At 68.4% G+C, this 14,700-nt stretch carries 11 protein-coding genes; 4 read left to right on the top strand and 7 right to left on the bottom strand.

The features are described from left to right. Nucleotides 1–13: 13 nt before the first annotated feature. The 3 genes from EV648_RS09375 to EV648_RS09365 form a co-directional block, all read right to left on the bottom strand. Complete coding sequence (locus EV648_RS09375) at nucleotides 14–1,042, bottom strand: esterase family protein (protein ID WP_132287748.1); 1,029 nt, start codon at nucleotides 1,040–1,042, stop codon at nucleotides 14–16. A 29-nt stretch (nucleotides 1,043–1,071) separates the two neighbouring features. Then, entirely contained in the window at nucleotides 1,072–2,778 is a 1,707-nt protein-coding gene (gene argS / locus EV648_RS09370) for an arginine--tRNA ligase (protein WP_132287745.1), read from the bottom strand. Between the two features lie 180 nt (nucleotides 2,779–2,958). After that, nucleotides 2,959–5,184, bottom strand: coding sequence for a bifunctional glycosyltransferase family 2 protein/CDP-glycerol:glycerophosphate glycerophosphotransferase (locus tag EV648_RS09365; RefSeq protein ID WP_132287742.1), 2,226 nt, complete (start codon nucleotides 5,182–5,184; stop codon nucleotides 2,959–2,961). A gap of 67 nt (nucleotides 5,185–5,251) precedes the next feature. On the opposite strand from EV648_RS09365, the gene EV648_RS09360 reads away from it, so the two are divergent. Then, on the top strand, nucleotides 5,252–6,055 hold the full coding sequence (locus EV648_RS09360; RefSeq protein WP_132287739.1) for a Fic family protein: 804 nt from the start codon (nucleotides 5,252–5,254) through the stop codon (nucleotides 6,053–6,055). A gap of 302 nt (nucleotides 6,056–6,357) precedes the next feature. Here EV648_RS09360 and EV648_RS09355 read toward each other — a convergent pair whose 3' ends face one another. Continuing rightward, nucleotides 6,358–7,188, bottom strand: a complete 831-nt coding sequence (locus EV648_RS09355) for an HAD family phosphatase (protein WP_132287736.1) — start codon at nucleotides 7,186–7,188, stop codon at nucleotides 6,358–6,360. A 490-nt stretch (nucleotides 7,189–7,678) separates the two neighbouring features. On the opposite strand from EV648_RS09355, the gene EV648_RS09350 reads away from it, so the two are divergent. Both EV648_RS09350 and EV648_RS09345 read left to right on the top strand, forming a co-directional pair. Continuing rightward, nucleotides 7,679–9,394, top strand: a complete 1,716-nt coding sequence (locus tag EV648_RS09350) for a chitinase (protein ID WP_132287733.1) — start codon at nucleotides 7,679–7,681, stop codon at nucleotides 9,392–9,394. 14 nt (nucleotides 9,395–9,408) lie between these two features. Then, nucleotides 9,409–10,335 carry a helix-turn-helix domain-containing protein gene (locus tag EV648_RS09345; protein WP_132287730.1) on the top strand — a complete coding sequence of 309 codons (927 nt, stop codon included), beginning with the start codon at nucleotides 9,409–9,411 and terminating at the stop codon, nucleotides 10,333–10,335. A 6-nt stretch (nucleotides 10,336–10,341) separates the two neighbouring features. On the opposite strand, the gene EV648_RS09340 is transcribed toward EV648_RS09345, so the two are convergent. Then, entirely contained in the window at nucleotides 10,342–10,791 is a 450-nt protein-coding gene (locus tag EV648_RS09340) for an aminoacyl-tRNA deacylase (RefSeq protein WP_132287727.1), read from the bottom strand. Further along, the gene (locus tag EV648_RS09335) at nucleotides 10,788–12,074 is read right to left on the bottom strand and encodes an MFS transporter (RefSeq protein ID WP_241994995.1); all 1,287 of its coding nucleotides are present in this window, start codon (nucleotides 12,072–12,074) and stop codon (nucleotides 10,788–10,790) included. The genes EV648_RS09340 and EV648_RS09335 overlap by 4 nt, the downstream gene beginning before the upstream one ends. A gap of 71 nt (nucleotides 12,075–12,145) precedes the next feature. On the opposite strand from EV648_RS09335, the gene EV648_RS09330 reads away from it, so the two are divergent. Then, nucleotides 12,146–13,024: a LysR family transcriptional regulator gene (locus EV648_RS09330; RefSeq protein WP_132287724.1), complete on the top strand. Its 879-nt coding sequence runs from the start codon at nucleotides 12,146–12,148 to the stop codon at nucleotides 13,022–13,024. A gap of 108 nt (nucleotides 13,025–13,132) precedes the next feature. Here the strand turns inward: EV648_RS09330 and EV648_RS09325 are convergent, their stop codons facing one another. Next, a complete protein-coding gene (locus tag EV648_RS09325; RefSeq protein ID WP_132287721.1) occupies nucleotides 13,133–14,686 on the bottom strand; it encodes a cellulose binding domain-containing protein in 1,554 nt (517 codons plus the stop codon). Between the last annotated feature and the right edge of the window lie 14 nt (nucleotides 14,687–14,700).

Raw genomic sequence — 14,700 nt, 5'->3', positions numbered from 1 at the left:
CCGGGCAGGCCGATCAGCCGAGCTGGCGGCAGAGCCACTCGACAGCGAGCGGGTAGCGGTACTCGATCCCGCCGTGCTTCCCCTCGAACAACTCGAAGTGCAGCCGCTCCTCCGGTACGCCGACGTCCAGCGCGGCCCGGTGGAACGCGGTCGCCCCGAGGTCGAGGAAGTACTCGTCCTGCCTGCCCGCGTCGATCCACACGGCGCGCATCGACCGCAAGGCCTCCGCGTACGGCGGCTGCTCCACCATCGCCACCGGATCCCGGCTCATCCAGCGCTCCCACACCTCGGGGATCAGCTGGCCCAGCTCGTCGTACGGGAGCAGCACGGTGCCGTCCAGCTCGGACGAATACGCCGCGGAGTACCCGTACATCTCCAGCAGGTGCAGGTCCTGGCTCGTGGTCTGCCCCGCCCGGCTCTCGAAGCTGGCGAAGAACTTCTCGTACGACCCGTCGTACAAGTCGCGCAGCTCTCGGGCACGGACGGGGAACTCGGGCTGGTAGCAGACGCCGAACAAGGCGTCACCGGCATGGGTCGCGAGCGCGCCGAACACGTCTGGCCGGAGCAGCGGCGTCACCATCGCGGCATACCCGCCGCTCGACTTGCCCGTGATGGCCCGGTGATCCCGGTCCGCGATCGTCCGGTACTGCGAGTCGACCCACGGCACGATCTCGTCGCACAGGTACGAGTGGTACTGCCCGGTCCCGGGGGAGTCGAGGTACTGGCTGCCGCCGAACCTGGTCCACGCGTCGACGAACACCACGATCGCCGGCGGCACGTCACCCTCGGCGAACAACGCGTCCAGCAACTCCGGGTACGGCTGCCGGAACGGGCTCCGGTTGAACCACATGCCGAGGTGACCGGTGTACCCCATCGCCACGTAGATCGCGGGGTACCGCCGGTCCGACTCGTCGTACCCGGGCGGAAGGTAGACCAGCACCGGCCGCTCGTGCGGATCGCCGAGCGGGTTGCCCCGCAGCAGCGCGCTGTCGAACACCTGCTGGTCGAAACGGCCGGCGAGATCAGCGGACCAGGGCAACATCGGCTACCTCCGTAGACAGAGCTTCTTGGTCACATGGCGTCGGGTGCCGCGATGCCGAGCAGCCCCAGACCATCCTGCAACACCCGCCGGGTCGCGGCGCACAACGCGATCCGGCTGGTCCGCACCTCACCCGCACTGGTCAGCACCGGACACGTCTCGTAGAACGCCGACAACGCACTGGCAACCTCGTACAGATAGGTGCACAGCCGATGCGGCTGCAACGTCTCAGCCACCTGTACGACGCTGTCGCCGAAGCCGGCCAGAAGCAACGCCAGCCGCTGCTCGGCCGGCTCCTCGAGGACAGTCACGATCCCCGGGGTCTCATCCGTCTTGGCGAGGATCCGCGTCAGCCGGGCGTGCGCGTACTGCAGGTATGGCCCGGTGTTGCCGGTCATGGCGACCATCCGGTCCAGGTCGAAGACGTAGTCGTTGATCCGGTCGTTCGAGAGGTCCGCGTACTTGATCGCGCCGACCCCGACCGCCTCGGCGACCTCAGCGCGGGTCAAGTCGCTCATCGGAGCGTCCCGCTCATCCAGGAGTGCGCGCGCCCGGTTGACCGCGCCGTCGAGCAGCGAGGCGAGCCGGACGGTGTCGCCATCTCTTGTCTTGAAAGGTTTCCCGTCCTTGCCGAGCACGGTCCCGAACGCGACATGTTCGGCCGGTGTTGTCTCCGGCAGCCATCCGGCCGCCCGGCAGAGTGCGAAAATCTGCTGGAAGTGCAGACCCTGCCGATGGTCGACCACGTAGATGATGCGGTCGGCGTGCAGGTCGGCGACCCGGTGCCGGACGGCCGCGAGATCCGTCGCGCTGTAACCGAAGCCGCCGTCGGACTTCTGCACGATCACCGGCAGCGGAGAGCCGTCCCGGCCGGTGAATCCCGGCAGGAACGCGCACTGTGCGCCGCCGGACTCCGTCAGCAGCCCGGCGGCCGCGAGATCGGCCACGATCCCTGGCAATTGGTCGTTGTAAGCACTCTCGCCGACCACGTCAGACCGGGTCAGCGGCGACCCGAGCTTGGCGTAGATCCGGTCGAACTCGATCAGCGAGACCTCGACCATCTGCCGCCAGATCTCCAGTGTGAGCGGATCACCGGACTGCAGCAGCACCACCCGGGCCCGCGACTGGTCCGCGAAGTTGCTGTCGGCATCGAAATGCTTCCGGCCCCGTTGGTAGAGCAGTTGCAGCCCCGCGATGTCGAGGGACTCCACCACCAGGCCCTCGAACAGGACCTGCTCGACCAGCATGCCGAACTGGGTGCCCCAGTCGCCGACGTGGTTCTGCCGGATCACCTCGTCCCCGACGTACCGCAGTACGTTGCACAGGGCGTCGCCGATGACGGTCGACCGCAGGTGGCCGACGTGCATCTGCTTGGCCACGTTGGGCTGCGAGTAGTCGACGACCACCCGCTTGCCGCTCGACGGGAACCGCTCGGGCTCGTTCACGCCGGCCGCCAGCACGGCAGGCAGCAGTGTCAGGTTGACGAAGCCCGGGCCGGCGATGGACGGCGGCTCGCAGAGGTCGCCCAGGTCCAGTGCAGCGACGAGTTGCTCGGCGATCGCGCGCGGCGGTTGCCCGAGCGACTTGGCGAGCCGCAGCGCGAGGTTGGTCTGGAAGTGGCCGAACTCGGGTTTGGTCGCCGCCCGCAACTCGGGATCGAGCCCGCCGTACTGCGTGCCGAAGGCATCAGCGACGGCGGTGGACAGCCGGAAGGCAAGGACAGGCAGAACAGCGGACATGACAAGGGTCCTTAGAACGAAACACTGGAACAGGCTGAGGTGTTCAGACAGTGCTTCGTCGTCGCAGGCCGGAGCGATCGCGCAAGGCGCTCACGATCACCGGGCTCGTCGACATGCGCCCATTATGCACGACCGATCGTCTTGCCCGGCAACCCAATCGTTCTCTGCAAGCGCTGCTTTCTACAGCTGATGCGGTGAGGGTGCCGGGTGCCGGTCGGCGAGCGGGACGATCGGCGGCAGGTCTGTCTCGCCGAGGAAGACCCGGCGGACCACGCGTTCGGCCGCGCGCCCGTCGTCGAACTCGCAGAACTTCTCCCGGAACAACTGCCGGTGCTTGGCCGCCTCCGCCTTCGCGAACGCTCCCGTCTGCACGGCCGCGAACAACTCCTCGGGTGACCTCGCGACCAGCCCCGGCGGGAACTCGGTAATGTCGAAATACGTGCCGCGGGTGTTGTCGTAGGTGCCCAGGTCGTCGACGAGCAGCACGATCGGCCGGTCCAGGTTCGCGTAGTCGAAGCTGATCGAGGAGTAGTCCGAGATCAGCACGTCGGCCGCCAGCATCAGGTCCTCGACCCGCGGGTAGTCGGACGCGTCGACCACCCGGTCGGACTTCGCCGTCGGGTGCTTCGACAGCGAGTAGTGCGTCCGGACCAGCACCCGCCCGTGGTCCCCGGCCGCCGCAGCCAGCCGATCCAGGTCCAGGTGGATCCCGTCGCCGCCGAGATCGACCAGGCCGGTCGGAGTACGGACCGAGTCGACGCCGTCGCGGAAGGTCGGCGCGTACATCACCACCAGGTGGGAGTCGTCGAACCCGAACGACGCGCGGATCGCCCGGATGTCCTCCAGGGTCGCGTTGACCAGCCGGTCGTTGCGCGGGAAGCCGTACTCGAGCTCCTCGAACTCCGCCGGGTAGGTGCGCTCCCAGATCTCCGACGAGTACCGGTTCGAGGACAGGTTGTAGTCCCAGCGGTCGACCTGGCGCATCAGCTCCTCGAGGTCGAGGTCCTTCGCCGCCATCGGGTAGTGCCTCAGGTCGGTGCCCATCGTTTTCAGCGGCGTGCCGTGCTGCGTCTGGATGTGGATCTGCCCGTCCCGCTTCTCCAGTTCCTCCGGCAGGTTCATGTTGCTGATGAAGTACGTCGCCCTCCCCACCAGCTTCTCGTACGCCGGGGAGCCGGCCACGACGTACTCCACACCCTCCGGGATCGCGGCCACGTGGTCGGCGTCGATCACCCAGACCCCGCGGAGCTGCGGGGCCAGCTCGGCCGCCTTCTCGTAGATCGCCCGCGGGTTGCAGGCGTATTGCTTGAACCAGTACGCGCAGTACAGGGCCAGGTTCGGATCCAGGTCACCCCGGTGCAGCAGTTTGTCGACGGCCTTGCGGGGACTCGGCACGTTCAGCACCTTGGCGCTGAACTTCAGCGTGCAGTACGTCGCGTAGTCGTCGTGCACGAGCTGCCACCGCCGGAAACCGCGGCGGGTCCGGTCGACGACGTACCCCTCGGGCTTCCAGCGCTTGGCGAACGCGGCCGCGGCGTGGAAGAACTCGGCCCGGTCCTCGGGGCCGATCCGCTCGGGCTTGGCGAGCACGGCGAGGATGTGGTCCAGCGACCGGTCGAAGGCGAACCGCCGCCAGCCGGCCAGGTCCGGGTCGGACGTGATGAACGCGTGCACCCGGTCGTACTGGTCGAAGATGTCGAACTGCTGGCGGGTCGGGGTGGCATGGATGTTCCCGCCGGTCCGGTGCTGCCGGTAGTGCACGACGACCCGGTCCAGCGTCGCGATCCGCTCGGCGGTCAGCATCGTGGAGTAGGTCCAGGGCGCGTCCTCGTAGAACCCGGCGGTGAAGACGAAGCCGTGCAGCGTGAGGAAGTCGCGCCGGCACGCCTTGTTCCAGACCACCTCGAGGAAGGTCAGGAACACCGGCCGCTCCATCGCGGTGAAGACGCCCTCACCCTCCCGGGCGAACGCGTCGTGCCGCTGGTTGCGGACCACCTTGCCGTCCCAGAAGATCCGCTCGTAGTCGAACATCACGATGTCCGGCCGGCCGGTCGCCTCGATCCGGGCGGCGATCGCCTCCAGCGAGCCGGGCAGGTAGAGGTCGTCCGCGTCCAGGAACAGCACGTAGTCGCCGCGGCATTCCTTGAGCCCGGCGTTCCGGGCCAGTCCGAGGCCGACGTTCTCGCTCAGGTGCAGCACCCGCACCCGGGGATCGGCCGCGGCGTACTCGTCCAGGATCCGGCCGCAGCCGTCCGGACTGGCGTCGTCCACCCCGATGATCTCGAAGTCGGTGAACGACTGACCCAGCAGCGAGGCCAGGCACGGTCGCAGCCAGGCCCGTGAGTTGTGACACGGGACCACGATGCTGAATGTCGGGACCCCGGCGGAGTCGGTGCTGGCGGCCATGAGACTGCATCCTAGGGCTCTGCTCCAGAGGCTCACCGCCTCGTCCGCAAACACTAGGCTGCCCGTCATGAGTCAAACGCCTGCCGACGTCTTCGAACCACTGGCCGGTCTCGAAGGGGTCGCATCGGCGGCCCGGGCCGCCCGGGACGCGGTCGACGTGCTGCTCCGCGACCGCGGCCTGCGCAAGGTCGGCTCCGACATGACCGCGGAGGCCCTGCTCCGCGGCGCCCACGCCTCCGCCGCCCTGGCCGGCAGCCCGGCGACGCTGGAGGAGGTACGGCGTGGTGCCTCGGACCCGCACGCGGTCGGCGCGGTCCGGATGACGAGTGAACTGATGAGCCTGGCGCCCCAGGTGGACACGGCACCGATACAGGTCTGGACCAGACTGCACCAGTTGGCGGCGGTGGAACTCGGCACGCCGGACCAGTTGGGCCACTTGCGGACCAGTCGTGAACCGCTACCGGACGACATCCCGGGACTTCCCCCGGCGCCGCCGGCGGACGAGATGTGGGAGCGCCTGAGCGGTCTGGCCAAGGCCTTGACCCAGCCGACGAAAGCGCCGGGCATCGTGGTCGCCGCCATCGTGCACGCGGAACTCGCCGTACTACGCCCGTTCCCGGTCGCGAACGGATTGGTCGCCCGTGCGGCGGAACGCGTTCTTTTGGTTGCCCGGGGCATCGATCCGGTCGCGGTCACGGTGCCGGAGGTGGGGCACTTCGAACTGGCCGGTAGTTATCCGCAAGGCCTGCGGGACTACGCCGGGCGCGGCCTGGTCGGTGTCCGGGACTGGCTACTGCGCAGTTGTGAAGTCGTCGCGCTGGGAGCGGAACGTTCACCGCTCAACATTTCCGCCCGTGACGCAATCGACTAACGCAGCAACGGGAGTCCGCAACGTCCGAGCAAAGCCCTGGCACATGCGACGGCGCCCTCTGAACGAGAGCGCCGTTGCTCGCACGTCACCCGGGTTACCAGGCGTGCACCTGTCTGCCGCCTCAGGACCAGGCCTGAGGTCACGCTGCCCGTTTGGGATGGGCTGGTCGCCGCGTGGGTACCTGGATTCCGTGCAATCTCTACGGGACCCGAAGGTCCGTTGTGGTTCCTTTGTACTCTCTCAAGCCCTTCCTGGGAAGGGTTTGCGCGACGTTCATGAAGCCGAGAAGAACGGAGGCGGCCTCAGTTTTCGTCCTGTCGCGCGCGCCGGCGGGCGGCGTACAGGAGCACTCCGGCGGCGGCCAGTCCGGCGCCGAGAGCGGTCGCCGCGACGGCCGGCCGGCGGACCTCGTGGAAGCGGGTGCGCTCGGCCAGCGCCACTGGTCTGGTGAAGTCGAGCACCGGCCAGTCGCGCGAGATCGCCAGCCGGCGCAACGCGCGATCGGGGTTCACAGCGAACGGATGACCGACCGCGGCCAGCATCGGCTCGTCGGTGATCGAGTCGGAGTAGGCGTAGGAACCCTTCAGGTCATAGCCTTCCGCGGCCGCCAGCGCGGTGATCGCGGTCGCCTTGTGCGGGCCGTAGGCGTACTGCTCGATCTCGCCGGTGTACTTGCCGTCAGCAACGACCATCCGGGTGGCGATCACCTTGTCGGCGCCGAGCATCTCGCCGATCGGCTCGACCACCTCGGAGCCGGATGAGGACACGATCACCACGTCCCGGCCGGCCGCGTGGTGCTGCTCGATCAGCGTCACCGCCTCGTCGTAGATCATCGGCTCGACGATGTGGTGCAGGGTGTCGGCGACGATCGCGCGGACCGTCTGCACGTCCCAGCCTGTGCACATAGCGGACAGGTACTCGCGCATCCGCTCCATCTGGTCGTGGTCCGCGCCGCCGAGCAGGTAGACGAACTGGGCGTAGGCGCTGCGCAGCACCGTCCGCCGGTTGATCAGCCCACCGGCGTAGAACGGCCGGGAGAAGGCGAGGGTGCTGGATCGCGCGATGACGGTCTTGTCCAGGTCGAAGAAGGCGGCCACGCGCGGCGTCCCCAGGGGCGTCATGAGGTCGAGCATAGGTCGGTCGGCGAAACGCCGAGGGCCCCGGGCTTTCGTGTGGCCTGGTCTCCCGTTAGACTGTTGAGCAGTGTGACAGTGACACTGGCCGAAAGCCCCTTCACCGGGGTCTAGGCGCATGGCCGTCAGGCACTCAGTTTGCAATTAAATTGAGATGTGTGACTTCCGGTATCGGGGGGTAGATACCTCTCGACAGTGGCAGACTGTCGCCTCCTGATCGGCCCCCGGCTCCTCCCCCCGAGCCCGTGGCCGAAGACGGCCCCCGGTCACCCCCCCGCCGGGGGCCGTCGCCTTTCCTCCTCCAGGTCGTGCCTCCTCCAGGTCGTGCCCGTCTTCGGGCACACCTGCGCCTTCTTCCGCCGTTCTGTGGCTCCCACCAGCTCCACGAACGTCAGATTGCTGTGCATTTTTCACTTTCCCTGAGCGTGAGAGCGTTCCCACTTTATGTAGGGTCTTGACAATGTAGTCGCTCGGTCACACTTTGTGTCTCATGAACCCGCGAATCCACCGCCCCCACTCCGCGGTCATCCCCGTCCTGCTCGCGTTCGTCCTCGCCCTCGCGGCCGTGGTGCTGGTGCCCAGCGCCGGCTCGGCGGCGACCAACCTCGTCTCCAACGGGACCTTCGAGACCGGCTCGCCGGCCGGCTGGTCCTGCTCGGCCGGATCCGGCGCCGCCGTCAGTGGTTCGGCTCATACCGGGACCTACGCGCTGCAGGGGAGCCCTACCTCCAGTGACAACGCCCGCTGCAGCCAGTCCGTCTCGGTCCGCCCCAGCTCGACGTACACGCTGTCGGCCTGGGTGAAGGGCTCGAACGTCTACCTCGGCGCCGACGGCGGGACGAGCACCTGGACCTCGAGCACCGGCTGGGCCCAGCTGACCACCACGTTCACCACGAGTGCCTCGGCCAGCACCGTGACGATCTACCTGCACGGCTGGTACGGGCTCCCGGCATACCAGGCGGACGACGTAGTACTGGACGGGCCGGGCGGGAGCGGGCCGCCGCCGGACACCACGGCGCCGACGACACCCGGCGGTCTCACCGTAGGTGGCCCGACCTCCAACTCGCTGCAGCTCAACTGGTCGGCCGCCTCGGACGCGAACGGCGTCGCCCGGTACGACGTGGTCCGCGGCTCCGACGCGCCGCAGAACGTCGGCAACGTGACCAGCTGGACCGCGACCGGCCTCAGCCCGAGTACGACGTACAGCTTCAAAGTGCGGGCCTGCGACACGGCCGGCAACTGCTCCCCGTACGGCGCGACGGTGTCCGGCACCACCTCCAGCGGCCCGACCACTCCGCCGCCGGGCAACCTGCCGAAGCACATCCTGACCGGCTACTGGCAGAACTTCGACAACGGCGCGACGGTGCAGCGGATCCGGGACGTGCAGGCCGACTACGACCTCATCGCGGTCGCCTTCGCCGATGCCGACCCGAGCCGTCAGGGCGCGATCACCTTCACTCTCGACCCGACTCTGTCGAGCCGGCTGGGTGGTTACACCGCCGCCGACTTCAAGGCCGACATCGCGGCCAAGAAGGCGGCCGGCAAGAAGGTCATCCTGTCCGTCGGCGGCCAGAACGGCACGATCAGCGTCGCCAACGCCACTGCCGCCGCCAACTTCGCCAGCAGCGCCCTGTCGGTACTGCGTGAGTACGGGTTCGACGGGATCGACATCGACCTGGAGAACGGCGTCAACGCGCAGTACATGGGTCAGGCGCTGCAGAGCCTGCGGAGCAGCTTCGGCAGCGGTCTGGTGATCGCGATGGCGCCGCAGACGATCGACATGCAGAGCCCGTCGTTCGAGTACTTCAAGTTGGCGCTGGCGATCAAGGACATCCTGACCGTGGTCAACGTGCAGTACTACAACTCCGGCTCGATGAACGGCTGCAACGGGCAGGTGTACTCCCAGGGCACGGTCGACTTCATCACCGCGCAGGCCTGCATCATGCTGCAGGGCGGGCTCCGGCCGGACCAGGTCGGCCTCGGTCTGCCGGCGTCCAGCCGTGGCGCCGGGAGCGGCTACGTGTCGCCGGCGATCGTCAACAACGCGCTGGACTGCCTCACCAAGGGCACCAACTGCGGCAGCTTCAAGCCGAGCACCACCTGGCCGACGCTGCGCGGCGCGATGACCTGGTCGACCAACTGGGACGCCCTGAACGGGAACCAGTTCTCCAACCAGGTCGGTTCCCACGTGCACTCCTTGCCCTGATCGCGACTCGGGTCGTGCACAACTACCGCCCCGCTCCGGTGCTGGAAGCACTCGGTGTCTGCTCAGAGGACGAGCAGCTCTACCGGGTGCTTCTGGCCCGGCCGGAAGCCACCGCGACCGACCTGGTCGCAGACACGGGCTGGGCCACGGCACGGGTGACCCGGCATCTGAGATCACTCCTGTCGCTGGGCCTGGCCTCCCGTACGTCGGGACGCCCGGCCCGGTACACCCCGGCGGTCCCCGAGGCTGCGGTGGAGCTGCTGGCGCTGCGCAAGCAGGAGGGGATCGTCCAGGCCCGGCTGAACGCCGCGGTACTCACAGAGGAGTTCCGTTCCAAGCGGGAGGCCGGGCCGTTCACCGTGATCCGTGGGCCGCAGGCGATGGCCCAGCGGTTCTACCAGGCTCAGCAGACCGCGCAGAGCGAAGTACTGGTGCTCGACAAGCCGCCGTTCGTGGTGTTGCCGATCGAACCTCGCCGGGCTTACGGCGTGACCTATCGGACGATCTACGACATGGCCTCACTCGTAGAGCCGGAGGAGATCGCAGCAGCCCGTACTGCGGGTCCCCGTTGCCGGATGCTCCGTGGTGTGCCGTTGAAGCTGGTGGTCGCGGACCGGCGTACCGGGTTGGTGCAGACCGGGCAGGAGCTGATCGAGCTCGGGCCGTCGAGCCTGTTGGACGCACTGCTGCGGTTGTTCGAGCTGTTGTGGCAGCAGGCGACCTCGCTGTCGCCTTCGTCGTCGGAGGGTCCTTTGAGCTTCGAGGACCAGCAGTTGCTGGCACTGGCGGCCGCAGGCTTGACCGACCAGGCGATCGGCCGCCGGCTCGGGGTCGCGCAGCGGACTGTCGAGCGACGAATGCAACGAATCCTGAAGGCCCTCGATGCCACCACCCGCTTCCAGGCCGGCCTGCGGGCGGGACAGCGAGGACTGCTTGTTTGAGTGTGGCTATTCGGTGACGTCCGCGACCGTGGCGTTGAGCGCCTTGGTCAGGGACGGGGCGTCCACGGTCATGCCGACGCCGTGGTCGCCGCCGCCGATCGAGATAGTGCCGGTGATGCGCTCGTCGGCGATCACCGGCCAGGCGTTGGTGCTGCCGAGCGGGGTGATCGTGCCGCGGACGTAGCCGGTCACGTCGAGGGCGGTGTTGGCGTCGGGCATCGAGATGCGGTTGACGCCGAGCAGTGCGCGGAGCTTCGGCCAGGCGATCTCACGGTCGCCGGGGACGAGGATGAACCGGTAGTCGTCGTCGGCCAGCCGCACGACGATGGTTTTGATCAGCTTGGCCGGTTCGATCCCGCGGGCGGCCGCCGCCTCCTCGAGCGAGTTCACCCGGCCGTGCTTGGTGACCTCGTAGGCCAGGCCGAGTGCGTCCGCTGCTTCGGTTGCTTTCGTCACCCGGCCAGTTTCGCACCCGGCTGGGAACGAGCACTTCGCTGGGAAGGTGCACCCCGGTGGGAAGGGCTGTCGGCCGCGCGGCTCGGAACCCGGCGCAGCAGGAGAGCCAGGACGAGGGTGACGAGGAGAAGGGCACCCGCCTCTGCGGCTACACCCGGCCAGGCGGCGTGCGTCCACGCAGTACCGGCGAGGCCGCCGAAGACCGAGGAGCCGAGGTAGTAGGCGAACAGGTAGAGGCTCGCGGCCTGGCCGGTACCTCCGCCACCCGCGTGGGCGCGGACCGCGACCCAGCCACTCGCTACGCCGTGGACCGCGAAGAAGCCGGCCGTCATCACCGCGAGGCCGAGGATCACGATGGACAACGGCTCGGCGAGAGTGATCGCGACGCCTGCCAGCGTCACCAGGCATCCGATGGGCACGACCGCGCGGCGGCCGAAGCTGTCGGCCAGCCGACCCGCCGTCGCCGAGGACGCCGACCCCACCAAATAGACAGCGAAGACGAGCCCTGCCAACCCGGGCCCCAGCCCGTACGGCGCTCCCGCCAGCCGGAAGCCGGTCGCGTTGTAGATGGCGACGAACGCGCCCATGGCTGTGGCGGCTATGCCGTAGAGGGCGAGCAGCGCGGGGTCTTTGAGGACTCTGATGGTCTGCCGGTTCGGTGTTGCCCGGATGAAGTTCCGGGAGTCCGGGAGGAGGAAGACCACGAGTACTGCGCAGATCACGCCGAGTAGGGCGATACCACCGAGCGCGGCACGCCAGCCGCCCAGGTCAGCGAGGCCGCCGGCCACCAGGCGACCGGTCATACCTCCCACTGCGGTTCCGGCGATGTAGAGGCCACTCGCTCGGGCGTGGCTGTCGGCGTGGACCTCTTCCCGGAGATAGGCCATGGCTACAGCCGGCAGTCCGGCCAGTGCGATCCCCTGGACACCCCGCAGTGCCAGGAGGGTCGTCCAGTTAGGCGCGAGGGTGCAGAGCACAGCGATGGCTGCTGCTACTCCCACGGACCAGCGCATCAGCTTGGTGCGGCCGAGGACCTCTGAGACAGGGCCGGCGACGAGCAATGCCAGTCCCAGGCCGAGTGTGGCCAAGGAGACACTGAAGGCGCTCTGGCTGGGGGAGACCTGGAAGACGCGGGCCAGCTCGGGCAGGAGCGGCTGGGTGCTGTAGAGCATGGCGAAGGTCGCCAGGCCTGCGGCGAACAGAGCCACCGAGAGCCTCCGGTAGCCGGCCTCACCTGGGCGGTAGCCGGTCTGCACGGCTGTCGCCTCCGGCAGTGTCTGCATGCGTTCGACGGTGCCAGATGTTCTGGCATACGTAAAATGTCGGGATCGGCGGTGATCGATACGATTCCCGTATGCATGTCGAAGACCTGCGGTGGTTCGTGGTGCTTGCGGAGACCGAGCACCTGACGGATGCGGCCGCCACGCTCGGGACCAGCCAGCCGACGTTGTCGCGAGCACTCCGCCGGGTCGAGGACGCCTTCGGCGCCCGGTTGTTCGAGCGCGAGCACCGAGGGCTGCGGCTCAATCCCTACGGCCGGGTCGTACTCGAGGCGGCTCGGGCGAGCACAGCCGCGGTCGACACCGCCCGTCAGCGGATCGACGCTCTGCTCGATCCTGACGCCGGGACGGTGCGGCTCGCCTTCCTGCACTCCGTTGCCACCGGGGTGGTGCCAGATCTGCTTAAGGCGTTCCGCTCGACCGCGCCCCGGGTTCGCTTCGCGCTGCGGGAGGAGCCGTCTCACGACATCGTTCGCGACCTGGAGTCAGGGGAGGCCGAGCTGGCCATCACCGGGCCGAGGCCGCCGCGGGACAGGTTCGGCTGGCGTCTGCTCGAGCGCCAGCGGCTGTGTCTCTACGTGCCGGCTGGGCATCCGTTGGCGGGGACGGAACGCGTCAGCCTGTCGGCGGCTGCCGACGAACCCTTCGTTGCCGTCCGCTCGGACTTCGGGTTTCGCCGCATCACGGACGATCTGTGCCGGGCTGCCGGCTTCACGCCGCACGTCGCCTTCGAGTCGACCGACCTCACGACGATCGATCGCCTGGTCGGGGCCGGTCTTGGGGTCGCCATCCTTCCGGCCGGCGCGGTCCGGAATCCCGACAGCGGCGCGACTCCCGTCAACCTGGAGGGCGTCGACGCACGCCGTGACATCGGCCTCAGCTGGCGGTTGCGAGGGGAACTCTCGCCGGCAGCCGAACGCTTCCGCTCTTTCGTGCAGGCTTTGCCGAGCTGATCACGTCCGGCAGGGCGCGCATCGCAGTACTGCCGGTTCGCGATGGTCGAGGCCTGGAGTGGAAGGCGACGGCGGGCGGGGACTCGGGGTCCCCGCCCGCCGTGCCGGTCAGAAGCCGGCGGTGATGCGGGTGAACTCCCAGTCGGGCTGGGCGATACCGCTGCAGTTGGAGACCACGCCGCCACCGGCGCAGCCGCGGTCACGGTTCACCGACCAGAACGCCAGCCGGGCGAGTCCGTTGCTCTTGGCCCAGTTGGTGATGTTCTGCCAGGTTGCCGTGGTGGTCAGCTCCTGCTGGTCGGACAGGCCGTTCATGCCGGAGATGCCCTGGTGGGCGTAGGCCTGCGCGGTGGTCCAGCCGAAGACGGCCTTCAGCTTGTTGTTCAGGCCCTGGGACGCGCCGACCGTGTCGTTGTAGATGTTGCCGCTGCCGAAGTCGAACGGCATCAGCGTGAAGATGTCGACGTTCGCGCCGAGTGCCGCCGACCGCTCGATCAGCCGGTTGCCGTAGTAGTTCGGGCCGGTGGTCGAGGTGCCGAACGTCAGGATCGTCTGGATGCCGGGGTTGTTCTGCTTGACGATCTTCAGCGCGTTCAGGATGCGGTCCTGGACGACCTCGTTCTCGAACTCGTCGGAGTTCTCGATGTCGACGTCGATCGCCTTCAGGTTGTAGGCGTTGATCACCTGCTGGTACGCGCCGGCCAGTGCTTCCGGCGTGCTGCAGTTCGGGCCGAGCTTGTTGCCGCTCCAGCCGCCGATCGACGGCACGATGTCGCCGCCGGCCGCTCGGATCGCCGCGATCGCGTTGGCGTCGGCGCTGCCCTGCAGAGGACGTGCGCCGTCCCAGGCCGGGTTGCAGCCGCCCGACGACAGGATGAAGGCCATCGTGAACCACTTGATGCCGGTGGCGTTCATCACCGTCGCCGGGTTCGGCGGATCGCCCCAGCCCATGTAGAGGTACGGCGCGGCCCGGCGGGTGCCGACGGGATCGCCGCCGCCACCGGTCTTGGTCGTGACGGAGACGGAGCCGCTCTTGGCGCCTTCCCCCGCACTGTTCGAGCCGCTGACCTGGTAGCTGTACGCCGTGTTCGCGGTCAGCCCGGAGTCCGTGTACGACGTACCCGTCGGGGTGCCCACCTTCGTACCGTTGCGGTAGACGTTGTAGCTGGTGGCTCCGCTCGCTGCCGACCAGGAGAGGCTCACGGACGAGGCGGTCGAAGTACCGGTGAGTCCGCTAGGTGCACCGGGCACTGTGCCGCCTCCACCGCCACTGCAGGAGCCGCCGTTCAAGCGGCAGGCGGCGATGCCCGGGAAGTTGCCCGGGTTGCCGTTGAAGCCGAAGGTGACGCTGGCGCCGGGTGCGAGCGGTCCGGCCCAGCTGGGCGGAGTGAAGGTGTGGGTGAGGCCGCTGCTGGTCCGCTGGGCGTCCCAGGAGCTGCTGATCGTGTAGCCGGACGGGAAGTCCAGTGCGATCGACCAGGTGCTGAGCGGGCTGGTGGTGCCGTTGGTGACGGTCACCTTACCCTCGAAGCCGCTACCCCAGTCGGACACCTTGGTGAATGCCGCGCTCACCGGGGCGGCCTGGGCCGCGGGTGCGATGAGCACGGATGCCACTACTGCTGCGATCGCGGCCAGCGCGACCGTCATGTGCTTGCGTTTCATGTTGCTCCGATCAG

The sequence above is a fragment of the Kribbella sp. VKM Ac-2568 genome (genome assembly GCF_004345365.1).
GTDB lineage: Bacteria > Actinomycetota > Actinomycetes > Propionibacteriales > Kribbellaceae > Kribbella > Kribbella orskensis.
Note: the sequence above shows the minus strand (reverse complement) of the source record. Positions and strands in the feature narration are given on the sequence as shown.